The sequence below is a fragment of the Bradyrhizobium ingae genome (genome assembly GCF_055791185.1).
The window spans coordinates 96,440-118,154 of sequence record NZ_JBVUBB010000005.1; the positions used below are offsets into that span (position 1 = coordinate 96,440).

20 protein-coding genes are annotated in these 21,715 nt (G+C 63.1%); 3 read left to right on the plus strand and 17 right to left on the minus strand.

The window, feature by feature from the left end; genetic code table 11:
* Positions 1-16 precede the first annotated feature (16 nt).
* From ACV1FX_RS09575 to thiD, 3 genes are all read right to left on the minus strand, one after another.
* Positions 17-1,060, minus strand: a complete 1,044-nt coding sequence (locus ACV1FX_RS09575; RefSeq protein WP_473117304.1) for a glycosyltransferase family 4 protein — start codon at positions 1,058-1,060, stop codon at positions 17-19.
* Positions 1,060-1,872 (minus strand): UDP-2,3-diacylglucosamine diphosphatase, encoded by an 813-nt coding sequence (locus ACV1FX_RS09580; protein ID WP_473117305.1) that lies wholly within the window; start codon positions 1,870-1,872, stop codon positions 1,060-1,062. Before ACV1FX_RS09580 ends, ACV1FX_RS09575 begins: the two co-directional genes overlap by 1 nt.
* Before the next feature lie 235 nt (positions 1,873-2,107).
* Positions 2,108-2,908, minus strand: a complete 801-nt coding sequence (gene thiD, locus ACV1FX_RS09585; protein WP_473117306.1) for a bifunctional hydroxymethylpyrimidine kinase/phosphomethylpyrimidine kinase — start codon at positions 2,906-2,908, stop codon at positions 2,108-2,110.
* Positions 2,909-3,166: 258 nt separating this feature from the next.
* Between thiD and ACV1FX_RS09590 the strand changes: the two genes are divergently transcribed.
* Positions 3,167-3,412 carry an Lrp/AsnC ligand binding domain-containing protein gene (locus tag ACV1FX_RS09590; protein ID WP_027528612.1) on the plus strand — a complete coding sequence of 82 codons (246 nt, stop codon included), beginning with the start codon at positions 3,167-3,169 and terminating at the stop codon, positions 3,410-3,412.
* On the opposite strand, the gene ACV1FX_RS09595 is transcribed toward ACV1FX_RS09590, so the two are convergent.
* Entirely contained in the window at positions 3,409-4,335 is a 927-nt protein-coding gene (locus ACV1FX_RS09595; RefSeq protein ID WP_473117307.1) for a c-type cytochrome, read from the minus strand. The two genes, ACV1FX_RS09590 and ACV1FX_RS09595, sit on opposite strands and share 4 nt — an antisense overlap.
* A 154-nt stretch (positions 4,336-4,489) precedes the next feature.
* On the opposite strand from ACV1FX_RS09595, the gene ACV1FX_RS09600 reads away from it, so the two are divergent.
* The gene (locus tag ACV1FX_RS09600; protein ID WP_473117308.1) at positions 4,490-4,909 is read left to right on the plus strand and encodes a CHRD domain-containing protein; all 420 of its coding nucleotides are present in this window, start codon (positions 4,490-4,492) and stop codon (positions 4,907-4,909) included.
* A 224-nt stretch (positions 4,910-5,133) separates the two neighbouring features.
* Here ACV1FX_RS09600 and ACV1FX_RS09605 read toward each other — a convergent pair whose 3' ends face one another.
* Entirely contained in the window at positions 5,134-5,601 is a 468-nt protein-coding gene (locus tag ACV1FX_RS09605) for a hypothetical protein (protein WP_473117309.1), read from the minus strand.
* Between the two features lie 178 nt (positions 5,602-5,779).
* Complete coding sequence (locus tag ACV1FX_RS09610) at positions 5,780-6,253, minus strand: VOC family protein (protein ID WP_473117310.1); 474 nt, start codon at positions 6,251-6,253, stop codon at positions 5,780-5,782.
* 201 nt (positions 6,254-6,454) lie between these two features.
* On the opposite strand from ACV1FX_RS09610, the gene ACV1FX_RS09615 reads away from it, so the two are divergent.
* Positions 6,455-6,823 carry a VF_A0006 family four-cysteine protein gene (locus ACV1FX_RS09615; RefSeq protein ID WP_473117311.1) on the plus strand — a complete coding sequence of 123 codons (369 nt, stop codon included), beginning with the start codon at positions 6,455-6,457 and terminating at the stop codon, positions 6,821-6,823.
* 93 nt (positions 6,824-6,916) lie between these two features.
* Here the strand turns inward: ACV1FX_RS09615 and ACV1FX_RS09620 are convergent, their stop codons facing one another.
* The 11 genes from ACV1FX_RS09620 to ACV1FX_RS09670 all read right to left on the minus strand — a co-directional run bounded on the left by ACV1FX_RS09620 (position 6,917) and on the right by ACV1FX_RS09670 (position 21,576).
* A complete protein-coding gene (locus ACV1FX_RS09620; RefSeq protein WP_473117312.1) occupies positions 6,917-8,710 on the minus strand; it encodes a caspase family protein in 1,794 nt (597 codons plus the stop codon).
* 211 nt (positions 8,711-8,921) lie between these two features.
* Positions 8,922-10,205, minus strand: a complete 1,284-nt coding sequence (locus tag ACV1FX_RS09625; RefSeq protein ID WP_473117313.1) for a cystathionine gamma-synthase family protein — start codon at positions 10,203-10,205, stop codon at positions 8,922-8,924.
* Between the two features lie 395 nt (positions 10,206-10,600).
* Positions 10,601-11,050, minus strand: coding sequence for a cytochrome c (locus ACV1FX_RS09630; RefSeq protein ID WP_473117314.1), 450 nt, complete (start codon positions 11,048-11,050; stop codon positions 10,601-10,603).
* A gap of 184 nt (positions 11,051-11,234) precedes the next feature.
* Positions 11,235-13,544 (minus strand): xanthine dehydrogenase family protein molybdopterin-binding subunit, encoded by a 2,310-nt coding sequence (locus tag ACV1FX_RS09635; RefSeq protein ID WP_473117315.1) that lies wholly within the window; start codon positions 13,542-13,544, stop codon positions 11,235-11,237.
* Between the two features lie 194 nt (positions 13,545-13,738).
* The gene (locus tag ACV1FX_RS09640) at positions 13,739-14,332 is read right to left on the minus strand and encodes a GrpB family protein (protein ID WP_473117316.1); all 594 of its coding nucleotides are present in this window, start codon (positions 14,330-14,332) and stop codon (positions 13,739-13,741) included.
* A gap of 22 nt (positions 14,333-14,354) precedes the next feature.
* Positions 14,355-14,798 (minus strand): DUF1127 domain-containing protein, encoded by a 444-nt coding sequence (locus ACV1FX_RS09645; protein WP_473117317.1) that lies wholly within the window; start codon positions 14,796-14,798, stop codon positions 14,355-14,357.
* A gap of 217 nt (positions 14,799-15,015) precedes the next feature.
* The gene (gene murJ, locus ACV1FX_RS09650) at positions 15,016-16,542 is read right to left on the minus strand and encodes a murein biosynthesis integral membrane protein MurJ (protein ID WP_473117318.1); all 1,527 of its coding nucleotides are present in this window, start codon (positions 16,540-16,542) and stop codon (positions 15,016-15,018) included.
* 233 nt (positions 16,543-16,775) lie between these two features.
* On the minus strand, positions 16,776-17,927 hold the full coding sequence (locus tag ACV1FX_RS09655; RefSeq protein ID WP_473117574.1) for a DegT/DnrJ/EryC1/StrS family aminotransferase: 1,152 nt from the start codon (positions 17,925-17,927) through the stop codon (positions 16,776-16,778).
* Between the two features lie 51 nt (positions 17,928-17,978).
* Positions 17,979-18,983, minus strand: a complete 1,005-nt coding sequence (locus ACV1FX_RS09660) for a Gfo/Idh/MocA family oxidoreductase (protein ID WP_473117319.1) — start codon at positions 18,981-18,983, stop codon at positions 17,979-17,981.
* Between the two features lie 183 nt (positions 18,984-19,166).
* Positions 19,167-20,579, minus strand: coding sequence for a mannose-1-phosphate guanylyltransferase/mannose-6-phosphate isomerase (locus ACV1FX_RS09665; protein WP_473117320.1), 1,413 nt, complete (start codon positions 20,577-20,579; stop codon positions 19,167-19,169).
* Between the two features lie 7 nt (positions 20,580-20,586).
* Positions 20,587-21,576: an SDR family NAD(P)-dependent oxidoreductase gene (locus ACV1FX_RS09670; RefSeq protein ID WP_473117575.1), complete on the minus strand. Its 990-nt coding sequence runs from the start codon at positions 21,574-21,576 to the stop codon at positions 20,587-20,589.
* Positions 21,577-21,715: the final 139 nt, after the last annotated feature.

Genomic DNA, 21,715 nt, shown 5'->3' on the forward strand with positions numbered 1-21,715 from the left:
CCAATCTCATCGCGCTTTAGGCGACGAAACGTGGCTGTTCCCGTCCGCCTGCGCACGGCAGCACTGCGCCGACCGCCCGGATGCTGTCGACGAAGGCACGCGCCGACGCCTCCCAGGTATGGTTGGCGGCAAATTCGACGCAGGCCTGCCTGGAAATGTCGAGCGCGGCGAGGCAGGCGCTGCGCAGATCCTCATCCAGCACCCCGACCGGCGCACCGCCGATCACGTCCCGCGGACCCTTCACCGGGAACGCTGCCACCGGCAGGCCGCTCGCCAGCGCTTCGAGGAGCACGAGGCCAAACGTGTCCGTCCGGCTCGGAAACACGAATACGTCGGCTGCCGCATAGATTTCGGCGAGCGCCTCGCCGTGCTTTTCGCCCAGGAAGATCGCCTGGGGATAGGCCTGCTCCAGGCCGGCACGCGCCGGGCCGTCGCCAACGATCACCTTGGTGCCGGGCAAATCGAGATCGAGGAACGCCTCAAGATTCTTCTCCACCGCCACCCGGCCGACGCACAAAAACACCGGCGCCGGAAAGCAGAGATCGATGGCGCGGGGATAGAACAGCTTGTTGTCGACGCCGCGAGGCCACAGTACGACATTGTTAAAGCCGCGCTCGGTGAGCTCGCGGGCGAGCGCCGGGGTCGCCGCCATCACGGCGCGGCTGGGCGCGTGAAATCGGCGCAGCGCCCGCCAGATCAGCGAGCCCGGAACCGGCACCCTGGCGCGGACATATTCAGGAAAGCGGGTGTGGAAGCTCGTCGTGAACGGCAGCTTGCGTTGCCGGCAGTAGCGGCGAACCATGAGGCCGATCGGCCCTTCGGTCGCGATATGGATGCTATCGGGGCGCGCCTCCTCGATCAGCTTGGCGATCCTCGCCGGCCGCGGCATTGCGAGCCGCACGTCGCGATAGCTCGGCATCGCGAAGGTGCGGAACGATTGCGGGGTGAGGAAGCTGAACTCGACGTCCAGCGCCTTCGCGGCGTCAGCGAGCTTGGTCAGCGTCCGAACCACACCGTTGACTTGCGGGTGCCAGGCGTCGGTCGCGACCAGGATGCGCATCACGCAGCTCTTGCAGCCACCGGCACGACCGGCGCGGCCTTTCGCGACTGATCGGCCCAGGTGATGATCTCGAAGTGACCATCGTCATGCTCGGCCAACGCGGTGCAGCTCTCCACCCAGTCGCCGCAATTCATGTAGCGGATGCCGTTCTCGTCACGGATCACGGCGTAGTGGATGTGGCCGCAGATCACGCCGTCGGCATCGTGGCGCCGTGCTTCGGCGGCCAGCGCCTGCTCGAACGCGCCGATATAATTGACGGCGTTCTTGACCTTCAGCTTCGCCCATTGCGACAGCGACCAATAGGGCACGCCGAAAGCGCGACGGAAGAAGTTGACGAGCCGGTTCACCTGGATCGCGAAATCGTAGGCCTTGTCGCCGAGATGAGCGAGCCAGCGCGCATTCTGCACCACAAGGTCGAAGATGTCGCCGTGGATCACGAGATAGCGCTTGCCGTCGGCGCCGGTATGGACAGTGTTTTCGACCACGTCGATGCCGCCGAAATGCGTGCCGTAGTAGTTGCGCAGGAACTCGTCGTGATTGCCCGGGACGTAGACGACCTTGGCGCCCTTGCGCGCCTTGCGCAGCAGCTTCTGCACGAGGTCGTTATGCGATTGCGGCCAGTGCCAGCTCGATTTCAGGGCCCAGCCATCGACGATGTCGCCGACGAGATAGATCGTGTCGGCATCGTGGTAGCGCAGGAAGTCCAGGAGGAGATCAGCTTGCGAACCGCGGGCCCCGAGATGAACGTCGGAGATGAACAAGGTCCGAAAGCGCCGTTCGGGACTCTCGTCACTCATATCGTAACTTCCCATGCGCCAGCCTGTAACAATGTCCCGTGACAGGGGGATGACCGATTGAACCTGCGAGGCACCCTCAGTTACGAATCAAACCCTGCCTCGCCCACTCCGCGGATATCAGCCGCATGCGACAATCAGGCGACACGGCGCCGCGGCGACCTCCGCAAAACTCCGGGAACCCATAGGTTATTGGCTTGGTTTACTGGTTAATGCCAGCGGCCACCGCACGCTGCCGCCATCGCGGCCGAGATCAATAGAACTTGTGGAAATGATGGACCGGCCCGTGGCCGTGACCGACGCTGAAGCGATCGGCAGCTGCAATCGCCGCGCTGATCCAGGCCTTGGCATTGCGCACCGCCTGCTCGAGTGGCTCGCCCTTGGCAAGCCCTGCTGCGACCGCCGAGGACAGCGAGCAACCGGTGCCATGGGTGTTTTGCGTGGCAACCCGCGGCGCGGCGAGTGCAATCACGCCGTCCGCCGTGACGAGATAGTCGATGCTCTCGGCGCCCTGCCCGTGCCCGCCCTTGATCAGCACCGCGCGACAGCCGAGCGCGAGCAGGCGGCGCCCCTGACCTTCGATCTCCACCTCGCTATCCGCCACCTTTTCGTCGAGCAGCGCAGCAGCCTCGGGCAGGTTCGGCGTGATCACCGATGCTAGCGGCATGAGTTTTGCGCGCAGTGCCTCGACGGCTTCTGCTGCCAGCAACCGGTCGCCGGAGGTCGCGACCATCACGGGATCGAGCACGACATGCCGTGGCGACCATCGCACCAGGCTGGAGGCGATCGCATCGATGCTGCCGGCTTGCGCGACCATACCGATCTTGACCGCGTCGACATCGAGATCGGAGAACACCGCATCGATCTGCGCGATCACGAATGCGGCGGGCACTGCGTGAATTCCGGTCACGCCCTTGGTGTTCTGCGCGGTTAGCGCCGTGATCGCGGAGGCGCCATAGACGCCGAGCGCGGCGAAGGTCTTCAGGTCGGCCTGGATGCCGGCGCCGCCGCTCGAATCGGAGCCGGCGATGGTGAGCGCTATGGGCGTCGTCATGGCGCGGCTTTTTGCTGGATCGGTGCCATGAACTGTCGTAACGCGCATACCCGGGGGCAGCAAGCCTGCTTGCGCCCCGAGGCCAGCAAGTTCGCTTGCTAAAGCCGACCGATTTTGGCCTATTAGAGCGTTTTCCAGCGAAGTGGACACCGGTTCGCGTGAAGAAAACGCGTCAAAACTAGAATCTGGAGCCCCGTTCCGATTCAATCGGAACGGAAACGGCTCTAGCCGCCAAATCATGCCTTCGGAGCAACCGCGATGGTTCCTTTCTTCGTCCAGATCAAATGCAAGCTCGGCCAGTCCTACACGGTCGCCAACGCGCTCGCCGAAGCCGAGATCGCCTCCGAGATCTATTCCACGGCGGGCCACTACGACCTCCTGGTGAAGTTCTATGTCGACAAGGACACCGACATCGGCCACTTCATCAACGAGAAGGTGCAGATCCTGCCAGGCATCCAGGACACTCTCACCATCATCACCTTCAAGGCGTTCGGCGGTCGCTAGTCGCCCTCCTTCCGCTTCGGCGGCGGCTTGGGCCCCTCGACCGGCGGCAGCGATTTCAGATATTCGGCCATCACGGCGCGGTCTTCGGCCGTGAGTAGCGCGAGATTCTTGATCACCGGCCGCATCGCGCCGGAGGCGCTGTCGCCCTCGGGCATGTCTCCGGTCTCGAGGAAGTCGGCGATGTCCTTTTCGCTCCAGTCGCCGATGCCCTTTTGCGTGATGTTCGGTACCCAGCCCTCGCCTTCCGGACTCGGGCCGCCGGCAAAGCGTTGCGACGTAATGAGGCCGCCGAGCCGATTGCGCGGGCTGTGGCACTCGGCGCAGTGGCCGAAACTGTTCACGAGATAGGCGCCGCGATTCCATTGCGGCGAGCGCGCGGCGTCGGCCACGAAAGGCGCGCCGTCCATGAACAGAAATTTCCAGACGCCGACATTGCGACGAATGTTGAACGGAAACGGCAAATCGTGATCGCGCACCTTGCCCGGAACGGCGGGCAGCGTCTTCAGATAGGCGAAGAGATCGCGCACATCGTCCACCTTCGCATGCGCGTAGGACGTATAGGGAAATGCAGGAAAGTAATGCGCGCCATCGGGTGAGACGCCCTTCATCACCGCATTGACGAAATCGGCCTCGCTCCATTGCCCGATGCCGTCGGTCGGATCCTGCGAGATGTTGGGTGCGTAGAAGGTGCCGAACGGCGAGCCGATCGCGAGCCCTCCGCCGAGCCTAAGCCGATCAGGCTGGCCTGGCACCGCATGACATGAGGCGCAGCCGCCGGCGTTGAACAGCTCCTCACCGTTGGCAAGATCGGGCCCGCGCGAGGCCACAGGCAGCGCCAGCGCGACCGGCGCGGTGAGCCACCAATAGAGCGCAAGGCCGAGACCGGCGGCGAGCAGCGCAGCAATGATCGTTCGTCGCAACATTCACGAAATCCATCGGCGTCCGACGAACTTAAGGCTGCGGCCACCGCCGCTCCAGCCACGAATAATTTAGATGGTTTGAACGCTTGAGGGGAATAAATTCCAAGTGGCATTGTTTGGACGTTTGCCACCTTTCGAGGTCAACAGGGAGAGAACCATGAACAAGCCCCTTTTTGCCACGCTCGCGCTCACGGCCGCCGTTGCGTTTGCCGGCCCCGCCTGCGCGGAAAAACTGAAGGCGACACTGGACGGCAAGGCCGAGGTGCCTGCCACGACCAGCAGCGGCACCGGCACGGCCGATCTGAACTATGACGCCGCCAGCAAGAAACTCTCCTGGACCGTCACCTATTCCGGGCTCTCGGGCCCGGCGACCGCCGCTCACTTCCACGGCCCGGCCGAAGCCGGCAAGAATGCCGGCGTCGCGGTCGCGATCCCGAATGCGGCATCGAGCCCCGTCAAGGGCGAAGCGACCCTCACCGACGCGCAAGCCGCCGATCTGCTCAGCGGCAAGTACTACGTCAACATCCACACCGCAGCGAATCCGGGCGGCGAGATCCGCGGCCAGGTGACGAAGTAAGCGGCGGCACTATCTTGCTGTGAAATGAAGCAGGGCGCTCCCAGGAGCGCTCGGCTTTTTTTCAAGCATTCAAACGAAGACATCGGGCGAACCCTCTCCCACGTCGCCATTGCGAGCGCAGCGAAGCAATCCGGAATCTCTCCACGGTGACAGTCTGGATTGCTTCGCTACGCTCGCAATGACGGAGGAGGGTATCGACGTCATCCTCTACCCCACGAGGCACATCACGCGCCCTGCATGTATCGAACAGGGTTCTCCGGATCCGACGTGAAGATGTCGGAAACTTCCGTGAACAGCAGCGACGTCGCATTCTGCTTCAGATCATCGAACCTTTCGAAGCTGAAGTTATTTCCGCCCACTCGCAATTCGCCGAGTTTTCCTGCATATCTCGGTACGATCGGCGCTCGCTGCCTGGTCACCGACACATACACGCTGATGTAGTTCTTCTGAAGCGCAACGCCTATCACCGGCCATTCGGTGGTCTTTCCGGATTTGATCGCATAGCGAAATTTTCCATAGCCGATCATCTTCATCCGCATCCCCGCCTCTCCCGCTGGTGTCCCTGCATGGAAGAAGCGCTTAAGGGCCGGAGCAGCCTGAACGATCAGCTTGTGGAGGTTGACCAGGTCATGCTTTCGCTCTGGATCGAAATCGAGATAGGCCTGCAACGTGTCTGCCGTCACGCGGAACATGTAAGTCTCGACTGCCGCCGTTGAACTAATGTGCTGTCGACGAAGAGTACACAGCGTGGCACAGGACCGCACCACCCGCTTGATCGAAATTGATCACCACCAAAGAAAGCGATAGCGGCCCGCAGGGTGCGCGTTTTCGCGCAAGGCTCGGCCCATCCTGCGGGATGCCAGCACAACTTCAGCCGCGCCGCGCCGCCTGGATCGCGGCGACGTCGATCTTCGTCATGCCCATCATCGCGTCGAACGCGCGCTTTGCTTCAGCGCCGCCGGCCGCCAGCGCCTCCATCAGCACGCGCGGTGTGATTTGCCAGGACACGCCCCATTTGTCCTTGCACCAGCCGCACGCGCTTTCCTGCCCGCCATTGCCGACGATGGCATTCCAATAGCGGTCAGTCTCCTCCTGATCGTCGGTCGCGATCTGGAACGAGAAGGCTTCGCTATGTCTGAACATGGGACCTCCGTTGAGGCCAAGACACGGGATTCCGGCGACGGTGAATTCGACCGTCAGCACATCCCCCGCCTTGCCGGATGGGTAATCACCGGGTGCGCGGCGGACAGCGCTTACTTTGCTGTCAGGGAACGTCTCGGCGTAGAAGCGGGCCGCAGCTTCGGCGTCCTTGTCGTACCAGAGGCAAATCGTGTTCTTTGCCATTCGCAAGTCCTTTCAGTTCCACTCCAATCAGGCTTGCCCCTCCCCCGGGTCGAGCCTTGTCCTTCGACGCGCCATCATATCGTCGCAGCCAATGGCAATTTCTTGACTCCTCCCGCGTCACCTATCAGATTCCGGAACAGACTCGCGCGCTGTGTCATCGTGCCGCAATCCGTGGCTTTGCCGAACAGGTGCTGTCGGTCCATGAGGCTTTCTGCGTTGGCAACTCGAAGACGTGCGCACGGCAGAGCGCGGGCTCGCCTGCTGCTCGCGCTTGTGTCGGCAGTCGCCGCTGCCGCAGCGCTCGTTTCATCGTCGGAATACGCCGCCGCACAATCCGCCATGGAACGGCAGGCTCAATGTGAGCTGTCCTTCGTCCGCGACACCCGATCGCCGGTGGCCATCCAGTACATTCGCTCCGCCTGCAACTGGCTTGCCGTCAACGGCGACTCCCTGCTGAACGAGCGAAGCAGGGGCTACTATGTCTGCCTCGTGCAGCAACTGTCGGGCGCCCAGGCCAATGAAGCTGCCGCCGCGATCATCTCGGCATGCCGAACGTCAAACCCGCTGTAGCGAGCCCAAGCATAGCAAGCTGTACCAAACGGAACAAAACCCACCTTCCGTTTTCTCTGCATCTTTGCCGAGCTCACTGCCCGGCGCCCGTCCTCAGTTACAGACCTCGCGGTGCCCGTACTGCCCAATCGCGACTTCAACTCGACAGCCCTGCCGAACTGGACGGCAGCCCCTGGTGTCGCAATAGATCTGTCCCGTGGTCTGCGGCTTCGACGGTGCGGACTCGACCTTCTTCCTCTCGTCGTCTCGCGGCTTGGAGTCATCGCGGGTCGCCACAGGCTTCTTGTCCTGGACCTTCTCGCACTCGTTGTCGTCGTTCACCCGGTAGCCGGCGCGGCAGGTGATCTTCACGCAAGTGTCGCCATCCGCCTTGAAGCCGCGATCGCAGATCAGCGGACAGACACGGCCCTGCTTCGCTTTCAGCGCATCGAGCGTGTCGATACTCGCAGCCTTCGCATCGAATTTGGTGCCAGCGTGTTTGTTGAATTGCGTCAGCGAGCGCTGCGAGGCCGCATTCCAGTCGCCATCGGCGGATGATGTCAGACAACCGACGCGGCGCAGTTCCGACTGCACCGACTTCGCCAGCTCAGCCGCAGAGAGGGTCGATGTCGGCGGAGACGCAAGCGCCGCCACCTTCTGTGTCTCGGCAGACTGCGGATCAGAAGCCTGCTGCGCAGCCTTCTCGGCTGCCGCCTTTTCAGCGGCCTGCTTCTCCGCGAGGGCCTTCGCGGCTGCGGCCTCGGCTTCCTTCCGGCGCTGCTCGGCGGCCGCTGCCTTGGCTTCCTCGATCTGCTTGGCCTTGTCGGCGGCGATGCGGGCGTCCTCGGCCGCCTTGGCCGCGGCTGCGGCCTTCTCCCGTTCCGCCTTCTGGGCGCGTTCCGTGGCGAGCCTCGCCTTCTCCTGTTCGGCTGACCGGGCTTTTTCGATCGCGGCCGCGCGTTCTTCCTCCGCGGTAATCTTCCTGAGCTGCACACGCGCGAGGTCTGCGTAGAACCCTGCCGGATAGGCTCGCAGAAACGCTTCCCAAGCCTCGCGATCGCCGGCCTGAAGCGCAAGCTCATAGTCCCGCCGCAGGCTGTCCTGAGCGGTGGCCTGCGGGCCCGGCCCGGCTGCCGGCTTGGCCGGCACCAGCGACACATCATCGCCGCCGAGCGAGCCATAGACAAACGGCTCCTGCTTGTAGCCGGTCGTCTTCAGCACATCGTCGCGCACGAAACCGAAGGCCTTGCGCAGGTCAAGTCCAGGCGTGGGGAGACGGTCGACGAGAGCTATTGCGAACGGACTGTTCTTCGCGTCACCGTCCGATGCGGTCGATCCCGCCTTGGCGGCAAACGCGATCATGGTGTTCGGGCTGGTCGGCTCGACCTTGGCCAGCCCGCGCCCGATCGCGCGCGATGCCACTGTACGCTTCATCGTCTTGGCAAAGGGATTGTCCCGGCAGGCATCCAGGATGACGAGCCGAAGCTGCTTGGCCGGCTCGATGCTGACCAGCACCCGATCGAGCGGGAACGCCTCGTCATAGACATCGGTGTCGGTCTCGAGAACAGCGTCGGTCGGGATCAGGTAGTTATTGCCATCCACCTCCATGCCATGGCCGGCATAGTAGACGATCGCAACATCCGCATCGCGGCTCTTGCCGCCGAACTCACGCAGCGCCTTGCGCATCTCGGCGGCGCTCAGGTCCTGCTTGACATCGACGACATCGAAGCCGGCCTTCTTGAGCATGCCGCCGACCAGGCCGGCATCGTTGACCGGATTCGATAGCCTGGGCACGGTCTTGTAGGCGGAGTTGCCAATGACCAGCGCCACGCGCTTCTCGGCGTAGGCCGAGCCGCATCCCAGCAAAACAGCAAATATCGATAAAACAAAAAGACTAAAACGACTCACTGCAGTCCCCCCAGGAATGCAATCTGGCAGACTAAATACAGCGTGCCGAAATGCAATATTCGTTCTGTGACCTCGGTCACAAACAATACCTTTCTAGACGGCCACCCGGCACTTTCGGTGCGGACGATTGAGTCAGGGTTAATCGCGCCCTGACTTTGCACACCCGTCTGAGCCCATCAGCGCCCCACCGCTGCGCTCACGTCCAAGCTCCTTAGGCCGCGCCCAATGCCTGCGCGAGATCCGCGATCAGATCGGTGGGGTTTTCGATACCGATCGAGAGCCGTATCGTGGAATCGAGAACGCCGATCTTTTGGCGGATGTCGGCGGGAACGCCGGAATGGGTCATCGTCGCAGGCAGGCTCGCAAGCGACTCCGTCCCACCCAGGCTCACCGCCAGCTTGAGGATTTGCAGCGCGTTGAGGAATTTCACGGCTGCTTCTTTGCCGCCGACGATGTCGAAGGAGAACGTCGATCCCGCGCCGAGGCATTGCCGCGCGAACACACGTCCGGCCGACGACGTCGCTTCGTGATGACCGAGGTAGTGGACCTTCTCCACCTTTGGGTGGTCCCGCAGGAAGTCGGCCACGAGGCGCGCGTTGCCGTCGGCCTTCTCCATCCGAATGCTCAGCGTCTCCAGGGAGCGGCTGATCATCCAGCATGAGTGCGGATCGAGCTGCGTGCCGATGGCGCCGCGCAGCGCCTTGACGCCCTTGATGACTGCCTTTGTGCCGAGCGCGGCACCCGCGATCAGGTCGGAATGACCGCCGACATATTTGGTCAGCGAGTACAATGAAATGTCCGCACCGTGCTCGATCGGCCGCTGAAACACCGGACCGAGCAGCGTGTTGTCGCACGCGATGATGGGCGTGTGGCCCTGGGTCTTGCCGATCGCGTCGGCGACGCGGCGGATCATCGCGATATCGACGAGGCCGTTGGTCGGGTTGGCCGGGGTTTCGATGATGATCATTGCGACGCGACCCTTGCGCATAGCCTCCCCGGAGGCCTGCTGCACCGCAGCTTCGTCGATGCCATCGGCGAAACCGACGGCGCCGATCGAAAGGCGTGCGAGCGTGTTCGTCAGCAGGGTTTCCGTCCCGCCATAGAGCGGCTGGGAGTGCAGGATGACATCGCCCGGACGGACGAAAGCGAGGATCGTCGTCGCGATCGCCGCCATGCCGGATGAGAACAGCGCGCAGCTTTCGGTGCGCTCGTAGACTGAGAGGCGATCCTCGACGATCTCGCTGTTGGGATGATTGAACCGCGAATAGACGAGGCCCGCTCCCATGCCCTCCGGCGGCTCGCGCCGGCCGGATACGAAGTCGAAAAAGTCCTGCCCGTCCTCGGCCGTCTTGAACACGAAGGTCGAGGTCAAGAATACCGGCGGCTTGATGGCGCCTTCCGAGAGTTGCGGATCATAGCCATAGGTCAGCATCAGGGTTTCCGGATGCAGCATATGGTTGCCGATGTGCGTCTTGGACGGGAACGGTTTTGCCATGGCCTGTCTCGCTATTCTTGATTCGGATCCTCGCCGTGCGTTGGAACCCCGCAATCGAAAGCAGTCAGGAGCTGGATGCGCCGGCATCCAACGACTCATCGTCAACGTCGCGGCGGCTCAATCTGAAGATAGCTCATGCGCGGCGCTCTGGCAGCGATAGGTCGGCTGTGGTGAAAGAAATTCCTGCGGCGGCTCAGGCCTACAATGCCGCCTCTCTTACCGCTTTCATTCCCCGCGAAGGCGGGGAATCCAGTATTCCAGAGAGGTTAAACTTTCCGCACAACCGCCGCGGCGTACTGGATCGCCCGCTTTCGCGGACATCGCAGATGGGATGCGCGCGTGCCACGATTCGGTGATCGCGAAGAGCAGCTGCCGGAGCGGCAACGCCCGCCGCGCTACTTCAACTTCACGCGATAGGTTTCGTGGCAGTCGGTGCAGCGATCATTCATGCTGGTGTAGGCGGCCTTCAGGCTGGCGAGGTCCTTGACCTTGCCCTTGACGTCCGCGATGGCCTTCTGCACCGGCGGGATCTTGGAATCGAAATCCGCCTTGTTCTGCCAGACCTTCTGCGACGCCCCGTAGGTCGCGTTCACGACGTCCTGCTTGGGATTGACCTCGAAGGTCTTGGCGATCTTGGCGACGTCGGCTTCGAGGTTGGCAATCGCCTCGTCGACGGCCTTCTGGTTATAGGGGATTTCGCCCTTGGTCATCTTCAGGATGACGCCATACATGCTCTTGGCCTGCGAGCGCATCAGATTGTCCTGCTGAACGGCAATCTCCTGCTGCGCCATCACGGCGCCGGCACCCAGCAACAATGTGCCCACGACAACAATCGTCCGTTTCATCTGGTATTTCTCCGGGCTCGCAGACGTTTCAAGGGCATGATCCGGGAAAAGTGTGAAGCGGTTTTCCGAGAAAGATCATGCTCAAACAACAACTCAGAACCATGCTCCGCATGGTGGGAGGCATGGCCTATCCCTGAATAGAACCCCGCCGCGGGGTTTTATTCCCGCGTGCGGAGATCACGCGTTAGAGGCTGTGACGGCGGTGGTGCTCGTTGATGGCGATCCACACCCGCTCCGGCGTCGCCGGCATGTCGATGTGGTCGATCTTGTATTCGCGCCAAAGGCCGTCGACGATGGCATTGACGATTGCGGGGCACGAGCCGATCGCGCCGGCCTCGCCCGCTCCCTTCACGCCAAGCGGATTGGTCTTGCAGGGAACGTTGTGGGTCTCGAACACGAAGGCCGGCCCATCGGCCGCGCGCGGCAGCGCGTAGTCCATATAGGTGCCGGTGACGAGCTGGCCGTCACCCGCGCCATAGACCACCTGCTCCATCAGCGCCTGGCCGATGCCCTGCATGGCGCCGCCATGCACCTGGCCGGCGAGCAGCAGCGGATTGAGCGTCTTGCCGAAATCGTCGACGATCACGTAGTTGACGATCTTGATCACGCCGGTGGCCGGGTCGATCTCGACTTCCGCCAGATGCGTGCCATTCGGATAAGTGCCGTCGGCGCTGGCGAAGGTCGCAGTGCCGTTCATCTTCGAGGAGTCCGCGCCGGGGCGCTTGGCGAGATCGGCAAAGGAGATCGAACGGTCGGTGCCCGCGATGCGTATGGCGCCTGCCGCAATCTCGAGGTCGCCCGCGCTGGCCTCCAGCGCCTGCGCCGCGATCTCCTTCAGCTTCTTGCCGAGCTCGCCCGTGGCACGCTCTACGCAGACGCCGCCGGTCGGGATCGAGGCCGAGCCGCCGGTGCCAAGCCCGGTCGCGATCTCGTCGGTGTCACCCTGGCGGATATGCACGCGCTCCGGTGGCAGGCCGAACTGCTCGGCGACGATCTGGGCGTAAGCCGTCTGGTGCCCCTGCCCGCTCGACTGCGTGCCGATCAGGACGGTGACGTCGCCGTTGGGGTCGAGCCTGACATTGGCGGTCTCTTCCCCCATCACGCCGCAGATCTCGACATAGCTCGCAAGGCCAATACCGCGGACCAGGCCCTGCTTCTTGGCCGCCCTGGCGCGCTTGGGAAATTCCTTCCACTCCGCGATCTCCATCGCGCGCTTCAGATGCGCGGCGAAGTCACCGGAATCATAGACCTTGCCCGTGGCGGTCTTGTAGGGCAGCGACTTCGGCTGGATGAAGTTCTTGCGGCGGATGGCGTCGGGCGTCATGTCGAGTTTTCGCGCGCATGCATCCACGAGGCGCTCGATGACATAGGCCGCCTCGGGCCGGCCCGCGCCGCGATAGGCGTCGACCGGCACGCTGTGGGTGAAGATGGTACGCACGCGGCAATGGAAGGCCTGAATGTCGTAGAGGCCCGGCAGCATGCCGGCGCCGCCATGGGGGATGTAGGGCCCGAAGGTCGACAGATAGGCGCCCATGTCGCCCATCAGGTCGCAATCCATGGCGAGAAACTTTCCGTCCTCGGCCAGCGCCATCTTGGCCGTGGTGACGTTGTCGCGGCCCTGCGCGTCACCCATGAAATGCTCGGAGCGATCGGCCGCCCATTTCACCGCCTTCTTCAGCTTTCGCGCCGCGACCGCCATCAACGCGTATTCGCGATACGGAAACAGCTTCGTGCCGAAACCGCCGCCGACATCGGGGCAGATTACCCGCATCTTGTCGGTCGGGATATTGAGCACGTTCTGGCAGAGGATGTCGCGCAGGCGGTGGCTGCCCTGGCTGCCGACCGTCAGCGTCAGATGGTCGCGCTTTGAGTCGTATTCGCAGACCGCCGCGCGCGTCTCCATGAAGCTTGCGACCACGCGCGGATTGACGATGGAGATTTCGGCGACCGCATGCGCTTTCGCAAAGGCAGCTTCGGTTGCGGCCTTCTCGCCGATGGAGACGTCGAACAAGACGTTGCCGGGCTTGTCCGGCCAGACCTGCGGTGCGCCCTGCTTCACGGCGTTGACGACGCCCGTTACCGCCGGCAGCGGCGTCCACTTGACCTCAATCGCCTCGATCGCATCGCGGGCCTGATCGATGGTCTCGGCGACCACGAACGCGATGGAATCGCCGACATGGCGCACCTCGTCCTTGGCGAGGATCGGATAAGGCGGGCCGGTGAACGGATCGGTTTCGAGATTGAACAGGCACGGCAGATTGCCGAGATCCCCGACGTCGTCGGCGGTCAGGATCAGCGCAACGCCCGGCAACGTGCGGGCGCGACTCACATCGATCGTATATTTGGCATGCGCATGCGGCGAGCGCAGCATCAGGCAGCGCAAGGCCGCGTGCGGCGCATAGTCGTCGGTGTAGCGGCCCTTGCCGCGGATCAGTACGTCATCCTCCTTGCGCAGCACGCTTTGGCCAACGCCGAACTTGATGGGAGCAGCCATGTTCTCTCCATGCCCTCATGGTTGTTTTGCCGCATATTGCAGCGGATCGGCGGGCAGCGCAAACGCCTTAGCCATGCAAGATGGACGCAGGCCGGGAAAAAGCGCCGCTGCGCCTGGTCATAGCGGGATTGGGCGGAATGGCATCAATTTGCTAGTCTCCCTGTGGAGGTCGATACAGACCCCGTCAAGTGGCACTAGCTATGCTCTGCCTTCAGACGATACCAAGCCACAGCAACTTCTTCAGTTTCGGCAATGAAAGGCTCTTTTGCGTCCATGTAGTCATCCCAAGAGACGGCTTCACCGGAGGTTATCCTGGCCTTGAGATTGGAATATTCCGCAGCTTTTAGCGGATTGCTCCGCAAGTAGTCCCGAAAGGCAAGATGACGTTCTATATGCGGCGATCCCAGCACGAAGACATGGAGTTGGTGTGTCCTACGACCAGTCGCGTCGAACTTCCGGAAATAACGACGTCCCTCGATGCCAAACGGTCCCATAACCTCATATCCGAGATCGCGCATCCCTGTTGAACGCCGATCTAGCGTCTCGAAGCTATCCACGACGCCAAGCAGGTCGATGATAGGCTTAGCCAAAATTCCCGGAATAGCGGTGCTGCCAATATGGTGCAAAATGATCGGCACATTAGGAAGGGCACGGCTGATGGCCTTTGCCTCTCGCTCGAAAGCTTTTTCCCAATCAGGATTATAGGGGACCAGGAATACGCTCATGCCAACAATATGACTGCACAGCCAAAGAACGGCAATGACCGTTCTTGGCCCAGCAAAGCGCATGTCCGCTTCTGACGGTGATGGTTTAGATCACACCACGGCCCCATAGATACCTCGTGCTATCTCTGAGCGTATCGATAGCTCGTTGACCTGTGATGTAGTCGACCTCAGCGCGCGTCAAACCGATATCCATCAGCTCCCTGTCACTGAGCTCGTGCAAGGTGGTTCGCACGTTCTGGCGTTGTCGCCGCTCCTGAAACGCACGCCAATATCGCTGGAGCAAGCCCAGGACGCTCCGCGCCGGCGCGGCCGTTGATCCCGCAGCATCCTTTTCCGACAAAACGTCGTCCAGCGCTGCGATGGGGAGGTCAAGGCCGAGCGACGCGGCATCGCGCCCCGTCTCGGATGTGATGTTCGTCTGTTGGGGTGGCATCGGATGCTCCTGCTGTTGTGCCGGCAGGGAGCGTGGCCAAACAAAAGGCCCCGTCCGATGCCGGCGGGGCCTGGTGGAAAAGATGTCGTCGTCCAATTCCTAGCGCGCGACTCCTTCCACGGCCCAGCCAAAGCGGGTCATGTGGTTGAAGTTGACGATGCGCACTACTCTGTTCATGAGGCGCCAATACCACGGCAATCGTGCAAAATCAAGGGATGTGTGGAGGCCTGCTGCATCCTGGAGGCGAGCCCCTCGCCCTGGCACATTCGTCCCCTCCTCGCAAAGCGGACGCGACGAATCTATCGAAGCTCTCCTAACCGCGCACCAGCGACACCAGCCAGGCGCGGCCGAACAGCGCGAGGATCGCGAGCGCATAGACGATCGTGCCTCCGACGGCCAACAGGACCAGCGTCAGTTCGTCGTGGAAGTGCATCGAGGCAAGATAGGCACCACTGACGCGCGCGATCAGCCAGAAGGCGCCGGCGAGGATTAACCCGATCAGCAGGAATTTGACGAGCGACAACAGCCAGGCGCGGTCCAGCAGGAGAAAGCCGCGCCGCACCGCGAAGAAGAGCACCAGCAAGAGATTGGTCCAGACGCCAACGGCGGTTGCCAGCGCCAGGCCGATCTGGGCGAGCGATCCCATCAAGGCGACCTTCAGGGCGACGTTGACCGCAATGCCGGTCAGCGATGCCCGAACCGGCGTCGCCGTATCCTTGCGCGCATAGAAGGTCGCGACCGCGCTGCGGATCAGCACGAAGGGGATCAGGCCGATCGCATAGGCCGCAAGCGTCGCGCCGGCGGCCGCCGCATCGGCCTTGGAGAAGGCCCCACGGGCGAACAGCGCGCGCATGATCGCCTCGGGCACGGTGATGAAGGCCGCGACGAAGGGCACCGAGAACAGCAGCGTGAAGTCGAACGCGCGGCGCTGCGCCTTCATCGCGCCGTCATGATCATTGGCCGTGATCCGGCGTGACATCTCCGGCAGCAGCACCGTGCCGATAGCAATACCGATCACGCCGATCGGCAGCTGGTTGAGGCGGTCGGCATAATAGAGCGCCGACAGCGCGCCAGCCGGCAGGAAAGTCGCGATGATGGTGTCGGCAAACAGCGCGACCTGCGTCCCCATCGAGCCCAGCGTCGCAGGTCCAAGCGCCCTGAAGAAGCCGCGGACGTCTTCGTCGAGCCTCAGCGGCGCAAAGCGCGGCAGGCCGCCATGGCGCGCGAGATCCCCCGCGAGCAGGAAATACTGGAGGAAGCCCGAAATCAGGACACCCCAGGCTGCAGCGTGGCCCGCGCTGGGAAACCAGGCGGCGAGCGCCAGCGTCATCATCATCGCGACGTTAAGGAAGATCGACGCGGCCGCGGCGCTTGCAAAGCGCTGCATCACGTTGAGCATGCCGCCGTAGAGCGTCACCAGCGTGATCAAAAGCAGATAGGGGAAAGTGATCCGGGTCAGCTCGATCGCGAGCTTGCGCTGCTCGGCATCCTCACTAAAGCCCGGCGCCAGGATGCTCATGGCCTGCGGCATGAACAGCCAGGCGACGACCAGCAACACGAGTTGGGAAGCCAACAGCAGCGTGAAGATGCGGTCGGCGAACAGCTTTGCGGCCGCCTCGCCCTTGTCGCCATGGACATGCGCATAGGCCGGCACCCAGGCGGCGTTGAAGGCGCCCTCGGCAAAGATCGCGCGGAAGTGATTGGGCAGCCGCAGCGCCACGAAGAAGGCGTCGGCAACGGGACCGGCGCCCAGGATCGCCGCGAGCATGATGTCGCGGGCAAACCCCGTCAGCCGCGAGAGCAGCGTATATCCGCCAACCGTGAAGATGCGTCCGAGCATGCGTCTGTTCTAGAGCGTTATCCGTCAACCGATAAGGCTCTACAGCATGGCGAGATTAGGTCTAGGTGCAAACCACGACGAAGGTTCGCCCCCTCCCCCGCTTGCGCGGGGGGAGGGTTGGGGAGAGGGTGTCTCCGCAGTGAGATTCCCCAAGAGGTGAGAGCCCTCACCCGCGCCTTTGGCTTTACCTCTCCCGCGAGCGGGAGAGGTAAAGCCAGTCCTCGGCAGCGAAATCAGCCCGCAATCGCGCCGCGCACGGCAGCGATGATTCGCTCCTGATCGGCTTCGGTCAGATAGGCGTGCATCGGCAGGCTGATGACGTCCTTCGAAAGGCTCTCGCAGACCGGCAGGCCGCCGTCGGCGACCGGATAGTGGCGGTAGGCGGTCTGCTGGTGCATCGACTTGCCGTAATAGATCGCGGTCGGCACGCCCTGGGCCTTCAGTGCGGCCGCAAAGCCGTCGCGGTCGGTGCCCTCGGGCAGGCGGATGGTGTACTGCGCCCAGACCGAGGTGCAGCCAGCGCCAAGCCGCGGCACGGTGACGACGTTGGACAGGCCCCGCGCATAGCGCTCCGCCACCTTGTTGCGCGCCGCGATCTCGTCGTCGAAAATCTTGAGCTTCTCGATCAGGATGGCGGCCTGCATGGTGTCGAGCCGCCCTGTCAGGCCGAGACGCACATTGTCGTACTTGTCCGCGCCCTGACCGTGGACGCGAATGCTGCGCAGCGTATGCGCGAGTTCGTCATCGTCGGTGAAGATCGCGCCGCCATCGCCGAAGCAGCCGAGCGGCTTCGCCGGGAAGAAGCTGGTCGTGGTCGCCAGCGCCAGCGTGCCGAGCTTGCGGCCCTTGTAGCTCGCGCCAAAACCCTGTGCGGCGTCGTCGAGCACGAAAAGACCTTCGGCGCTCGCGATCTCGGCGATGGCGTCGTGATCGGCAGGCTGTCCGAACAGATCGACGGGAATGACCGCCACAGGCCTCAAGCCTGCCTTCCGGGCGGTCGCGATGCCGCGCTTAAGGGACTCGGCGCTCATGTTGAAGGTCGCCTCATCCACATCGACATAGACCGGCGTAGCGCCGGTCCGCGCCGCCGGCGAAGCCGTTGCAATGAAGGTGAAGGACGGACACAGCACCGCATCGCCGGGCCCGACGTTCTTCGCCATCAGCACCATCAGAAGCGCATCGGTGCCGCTGGCGCAGCCAATCACATGCTTGGCGCCGCAATAGGCCGCAAGCTGCTTCTCGAGCTCGGTCACCTCGGGGCCATTGACGAACTGGCAATGGTCGAGAACGCGGGTGACGGCAGCATCGAGCGAAGCGCCGAGCCGGCGACGCTGCGCGCCGACATCGATGAAGGGAATGGGATCGGAACGCAGATGCTGGTTCATGGCGCCTTGCACCTTGTCTTGCAGATTCTGGGTGGTCGACATCGAGGCGGATCAGCCGGCGACGCGGCGCGGCCCCTTGCGGGCCGCGGATGCCGCAGCAGGCCTGCTCGGCGTCTCCAGGCAGCGCGTGGCGATCTCGAGGCTCGCAACGCCCTCATCGCCGGTCACCGCCGGCGTCTCGCCGCGGCGCACCGCGTTGAGGAACGCGATCAGTTCGGCACGCAGCGGCTCGTCGTGGCCGACCGGCAGATGCCGCATCGAATAGCTGCCGTCCGGCTTGAAGCCGAAGCATTCGGTGACCTGGCGCGTGAGCAGATCGCCCATCACGTATTTGCCGCGGGTCGCCACCGTGACACTGCGCGCCTTGAATGGCGTCAGCCAGTTGGTGTTGATGTGGGCGAGCACGCCGGAGGCAGTGCGGAACTGCAACAGCGCGATGTCCTCGCGCTCGGCGACCGCGCTCGACAATTGCGGCTGCACCTCGACGATATCGGACTCGGTGAACCAGCGGATCAGGTCGATGTCATGCACGGCAAGGTCGATCACCACGCCGACATTCGACATGCGCGGCGGGAACGGGCCGACGCGCGTGATCGCGATCGACAGGATGTCCTCACCCGCGATCGCCTGCTTGACCGCAGCGACCGCCGGATTGAAGCGCTCGACATGGCCGACCATCAGCGTCACGCCGGCCTCGCGCGCAGCGGTGACGATGTCGCGCCCCTCCTCCACGGAAGACGCGATCGGCTTCTCGACCAGCACGTGGACCTTTTTGGCGATGCAGGCGAGCGATATCTCGTGGTGCAGATGGGTCGGCGCCGCGATGGTCACGGCATCGACGCCTTCGGCGACCAGCTGATCGAGCGTCTCGAAGCACTGGCAATTGACAAGCTCGGTCGCGCGCGCGCGGTGCGCCGGCGAGGGATCGACCACACCGACGAGGCTGACGCCGGGAAGCCCCGCGAGCACGCGCGCGTGGTTGCTGCCCATCACGCCGGCACCGATGACGCCGACGCGCAAGCCGGCCTTTGCCGGTGCAGATCCTTTGGAACTCATCTAATCGAACCCCGATTCAACCCAAATCCCCGGCGCCACTCCTAGCACGGGCGCCACATTTGTGGCGAACGCCGAGATCGTGGTCCGGACACGATTTGATTCAAAAAATTACACGTTCCCCGGGCCTTAGCACAGTTGGAGGCCGGCCCTTAGGCCCGGAGCACGTGATTCGGAGCTTGCTGGTTACGACCTTTGATAGTCGTCTTCAATCCGGATGATATCGTCTTCCCCCAGATAGCTGCCGGTCTGGACCTCGATCAGTTCCAGCATGATTTTACCGGGGTTCTCCATCCGGTGGACGGCGCCCATCGGAATGTAGATCGACTCGTTTTCATGCACCGTCTTCACGGTCTCGTTGACGGTCACCCGGGCCGCGCCGCGGACCACGATCCAGTGCTCGGCGCGATGGTGATGCTTCTGGAGCGACAACCGTCCGCCCGGCTTCACGACGATGCGCTTGACCTGGTGACGCTCGCCATTGTCGACCGACTGATAGCTGCCCCAGGGACGATGCACCTTGAGATGCTCTTCGGTGACCTGCGGCGCGACCGTCTTCAGCTTCGCAACCAGCCGCTTCAGCCCGTTGGCATCCTTCTGGCGCGAGACCAGCACGGCGTCGGCGGTCGCTACCACCACGAGATCATCGACCCCCTCCAGCGCCACCAGCGCTTTGTCGGTCGTGACGTTGCAATTGCGCGAGTCCTCGAACACGGCGGTGCCGTGCGCGGCATTGCCTTGCGCGTCCTTCTCCGAGAGCTCCCACACCGCAAGCCAGGAGCCGACATCGGACCAGCCGCACGACACCGGAACGACCGCGGCGCGCGCGGTCTTTTCCATCACCGCATAGTCGATCGAGATCGCCTTGGCGGAGGCGAACGCCTTCGGCTCCAGCGTGACGAAGCCGAGATCGTGGCCGGCGTTCGCGACGGCCTCGGAGACGGCCTGAACGCTTGCCGCATCGACCTTGCGATATTCATCGAGCAGCACAGCGGCCGGGAACATGAAGTTGCCGCTGTTCCAGAGATAACCCGAATTGACGTAGTCGGCCGCCTTCACCGCGTCCGGCTTCTCCACGAATTTCGTGACCGCGCGCACCTCGCCCGCAACCGCTTCTCCGGGATTGATGTAGCCATATTCGGTCGCCGGCCGTTCCGGCTTGACGCCGAAGGTGACGATGCACCCTTCGCCGGCGGCAACGAGTCCCTGCCGGCAGGCCGCGACGAAGGCCGTATTGTCGCGCACGACATGATCGGCGGCGAGCGCCAGCACGATCGCCGCGTTGTCGCGGCTCTGCGCAAAGGCAGCGCCGGCCGCAATCGCGGGGCCCGAGTCGCGCCGCATCGGCTCCAGCAACACATCGGCCTCGATGCCGATCTCGGCGAGCTGCTCCAGCACCATGAAACGATAGGCCGCATTGGTGATGACGATCGGACGATCGAACAGCGCAGCGTCGGAGACGCGCAGCAGCGTATCCTGGAACGTCGAGCGCGAGCCAAACAACGGCAGGAACTGCTTGGGCCGCACCTCGCGCGAAGCCGGCCACAACCGCGTGCCGGCACCGCCGCACATGATCAGGGGGATAATGCGTCTGTCCATCGTCATCTCAAACCTTGTAGTAGTCGCGATACCAGCCCACGAAGTTACGGACACCGATCTCGATCGGAGTTGATGGTGCGAACCCGGTGTCGCGCATCAGATCCCCGACATCAGCGAAAGTCTCCAGCACGTCTCCAGGTTGCATCGGCAGAAGATCCTTGACCGCCGTCCGGCCCAGCTCATGTTCCAGAAGTCCGACGACGTGCATCAGCTCTTCCGGATGGTGGTTACCGACATTGTAGAGCCGAGACGGCGCATTTGCAGCAGCCGGATTGTCCGCGGGCAACCGATCAATCAGCTTGGATATTACACGGGTGACGTCGTCAACATAAGTGAAGTCGCGCCGCATCCTGCCATGGTTAAAGAGCCGGATCGGCCTGCCCTCCATGATGGCGTTTACAAACAGAAACATGGCCATGTCAGGCCGGCCCCACGGGCCGTAGATGGTAAAGAAGCGCAAGCCCGTGACCGGCAACCGGTACAGATGGCTATAGGACTGCGCCATCACCTCGTTGGCCTTCTTGGTCGCGGCGTAGAAGCTCACGGGATGGTCCGTCCTGTCCTCTACGGCAAAAGGCAGCTTTGTGTTGGCGCCGTAAACGGAAGATGACGAGGCGTAGACGAGATGACGACAGCCATTGTGCCGGCAACCCTCGAGCACGTTAAGAAAGCCCTGGAGATTGGAATCGACGTAGGTCTGCGGTTGGTCGATCGAGTAGCGCACGCCGGCCTGGGCTGCGAGATGCACGACGGTCGCGAACTTGTGCTGCGCAAACAGCTTCGCGATCGTGTCGCGATCGGCGAGATCGGCCTGGACAAAGGAAAAGCCGCCATCCTGCTTCAGCACGTCGAGCCGTGACCGCTTCAAGGCCGGATCGTAGTAGTTGTTGAGATTATCGAGCCCGACGACCTGCCGGCCTTCAGCCAGAAGCTGCCGGGCGACATGAAAGCCGATGAAGCCGGCCGCGCCTGTGACCAAAATTGCCTGATCTGCCATCATGTTCCCAAATCGTCCGCCGGCACCTCTTTAGCCGCCGCGTCACGGGGCCGGCAATAGCTATCGCGCCGCCTCACGACAGCTCCTTTCACGACAGCTATTGCAAGATCAGCGCCAAGACCATACCAAAGCGGCCAAT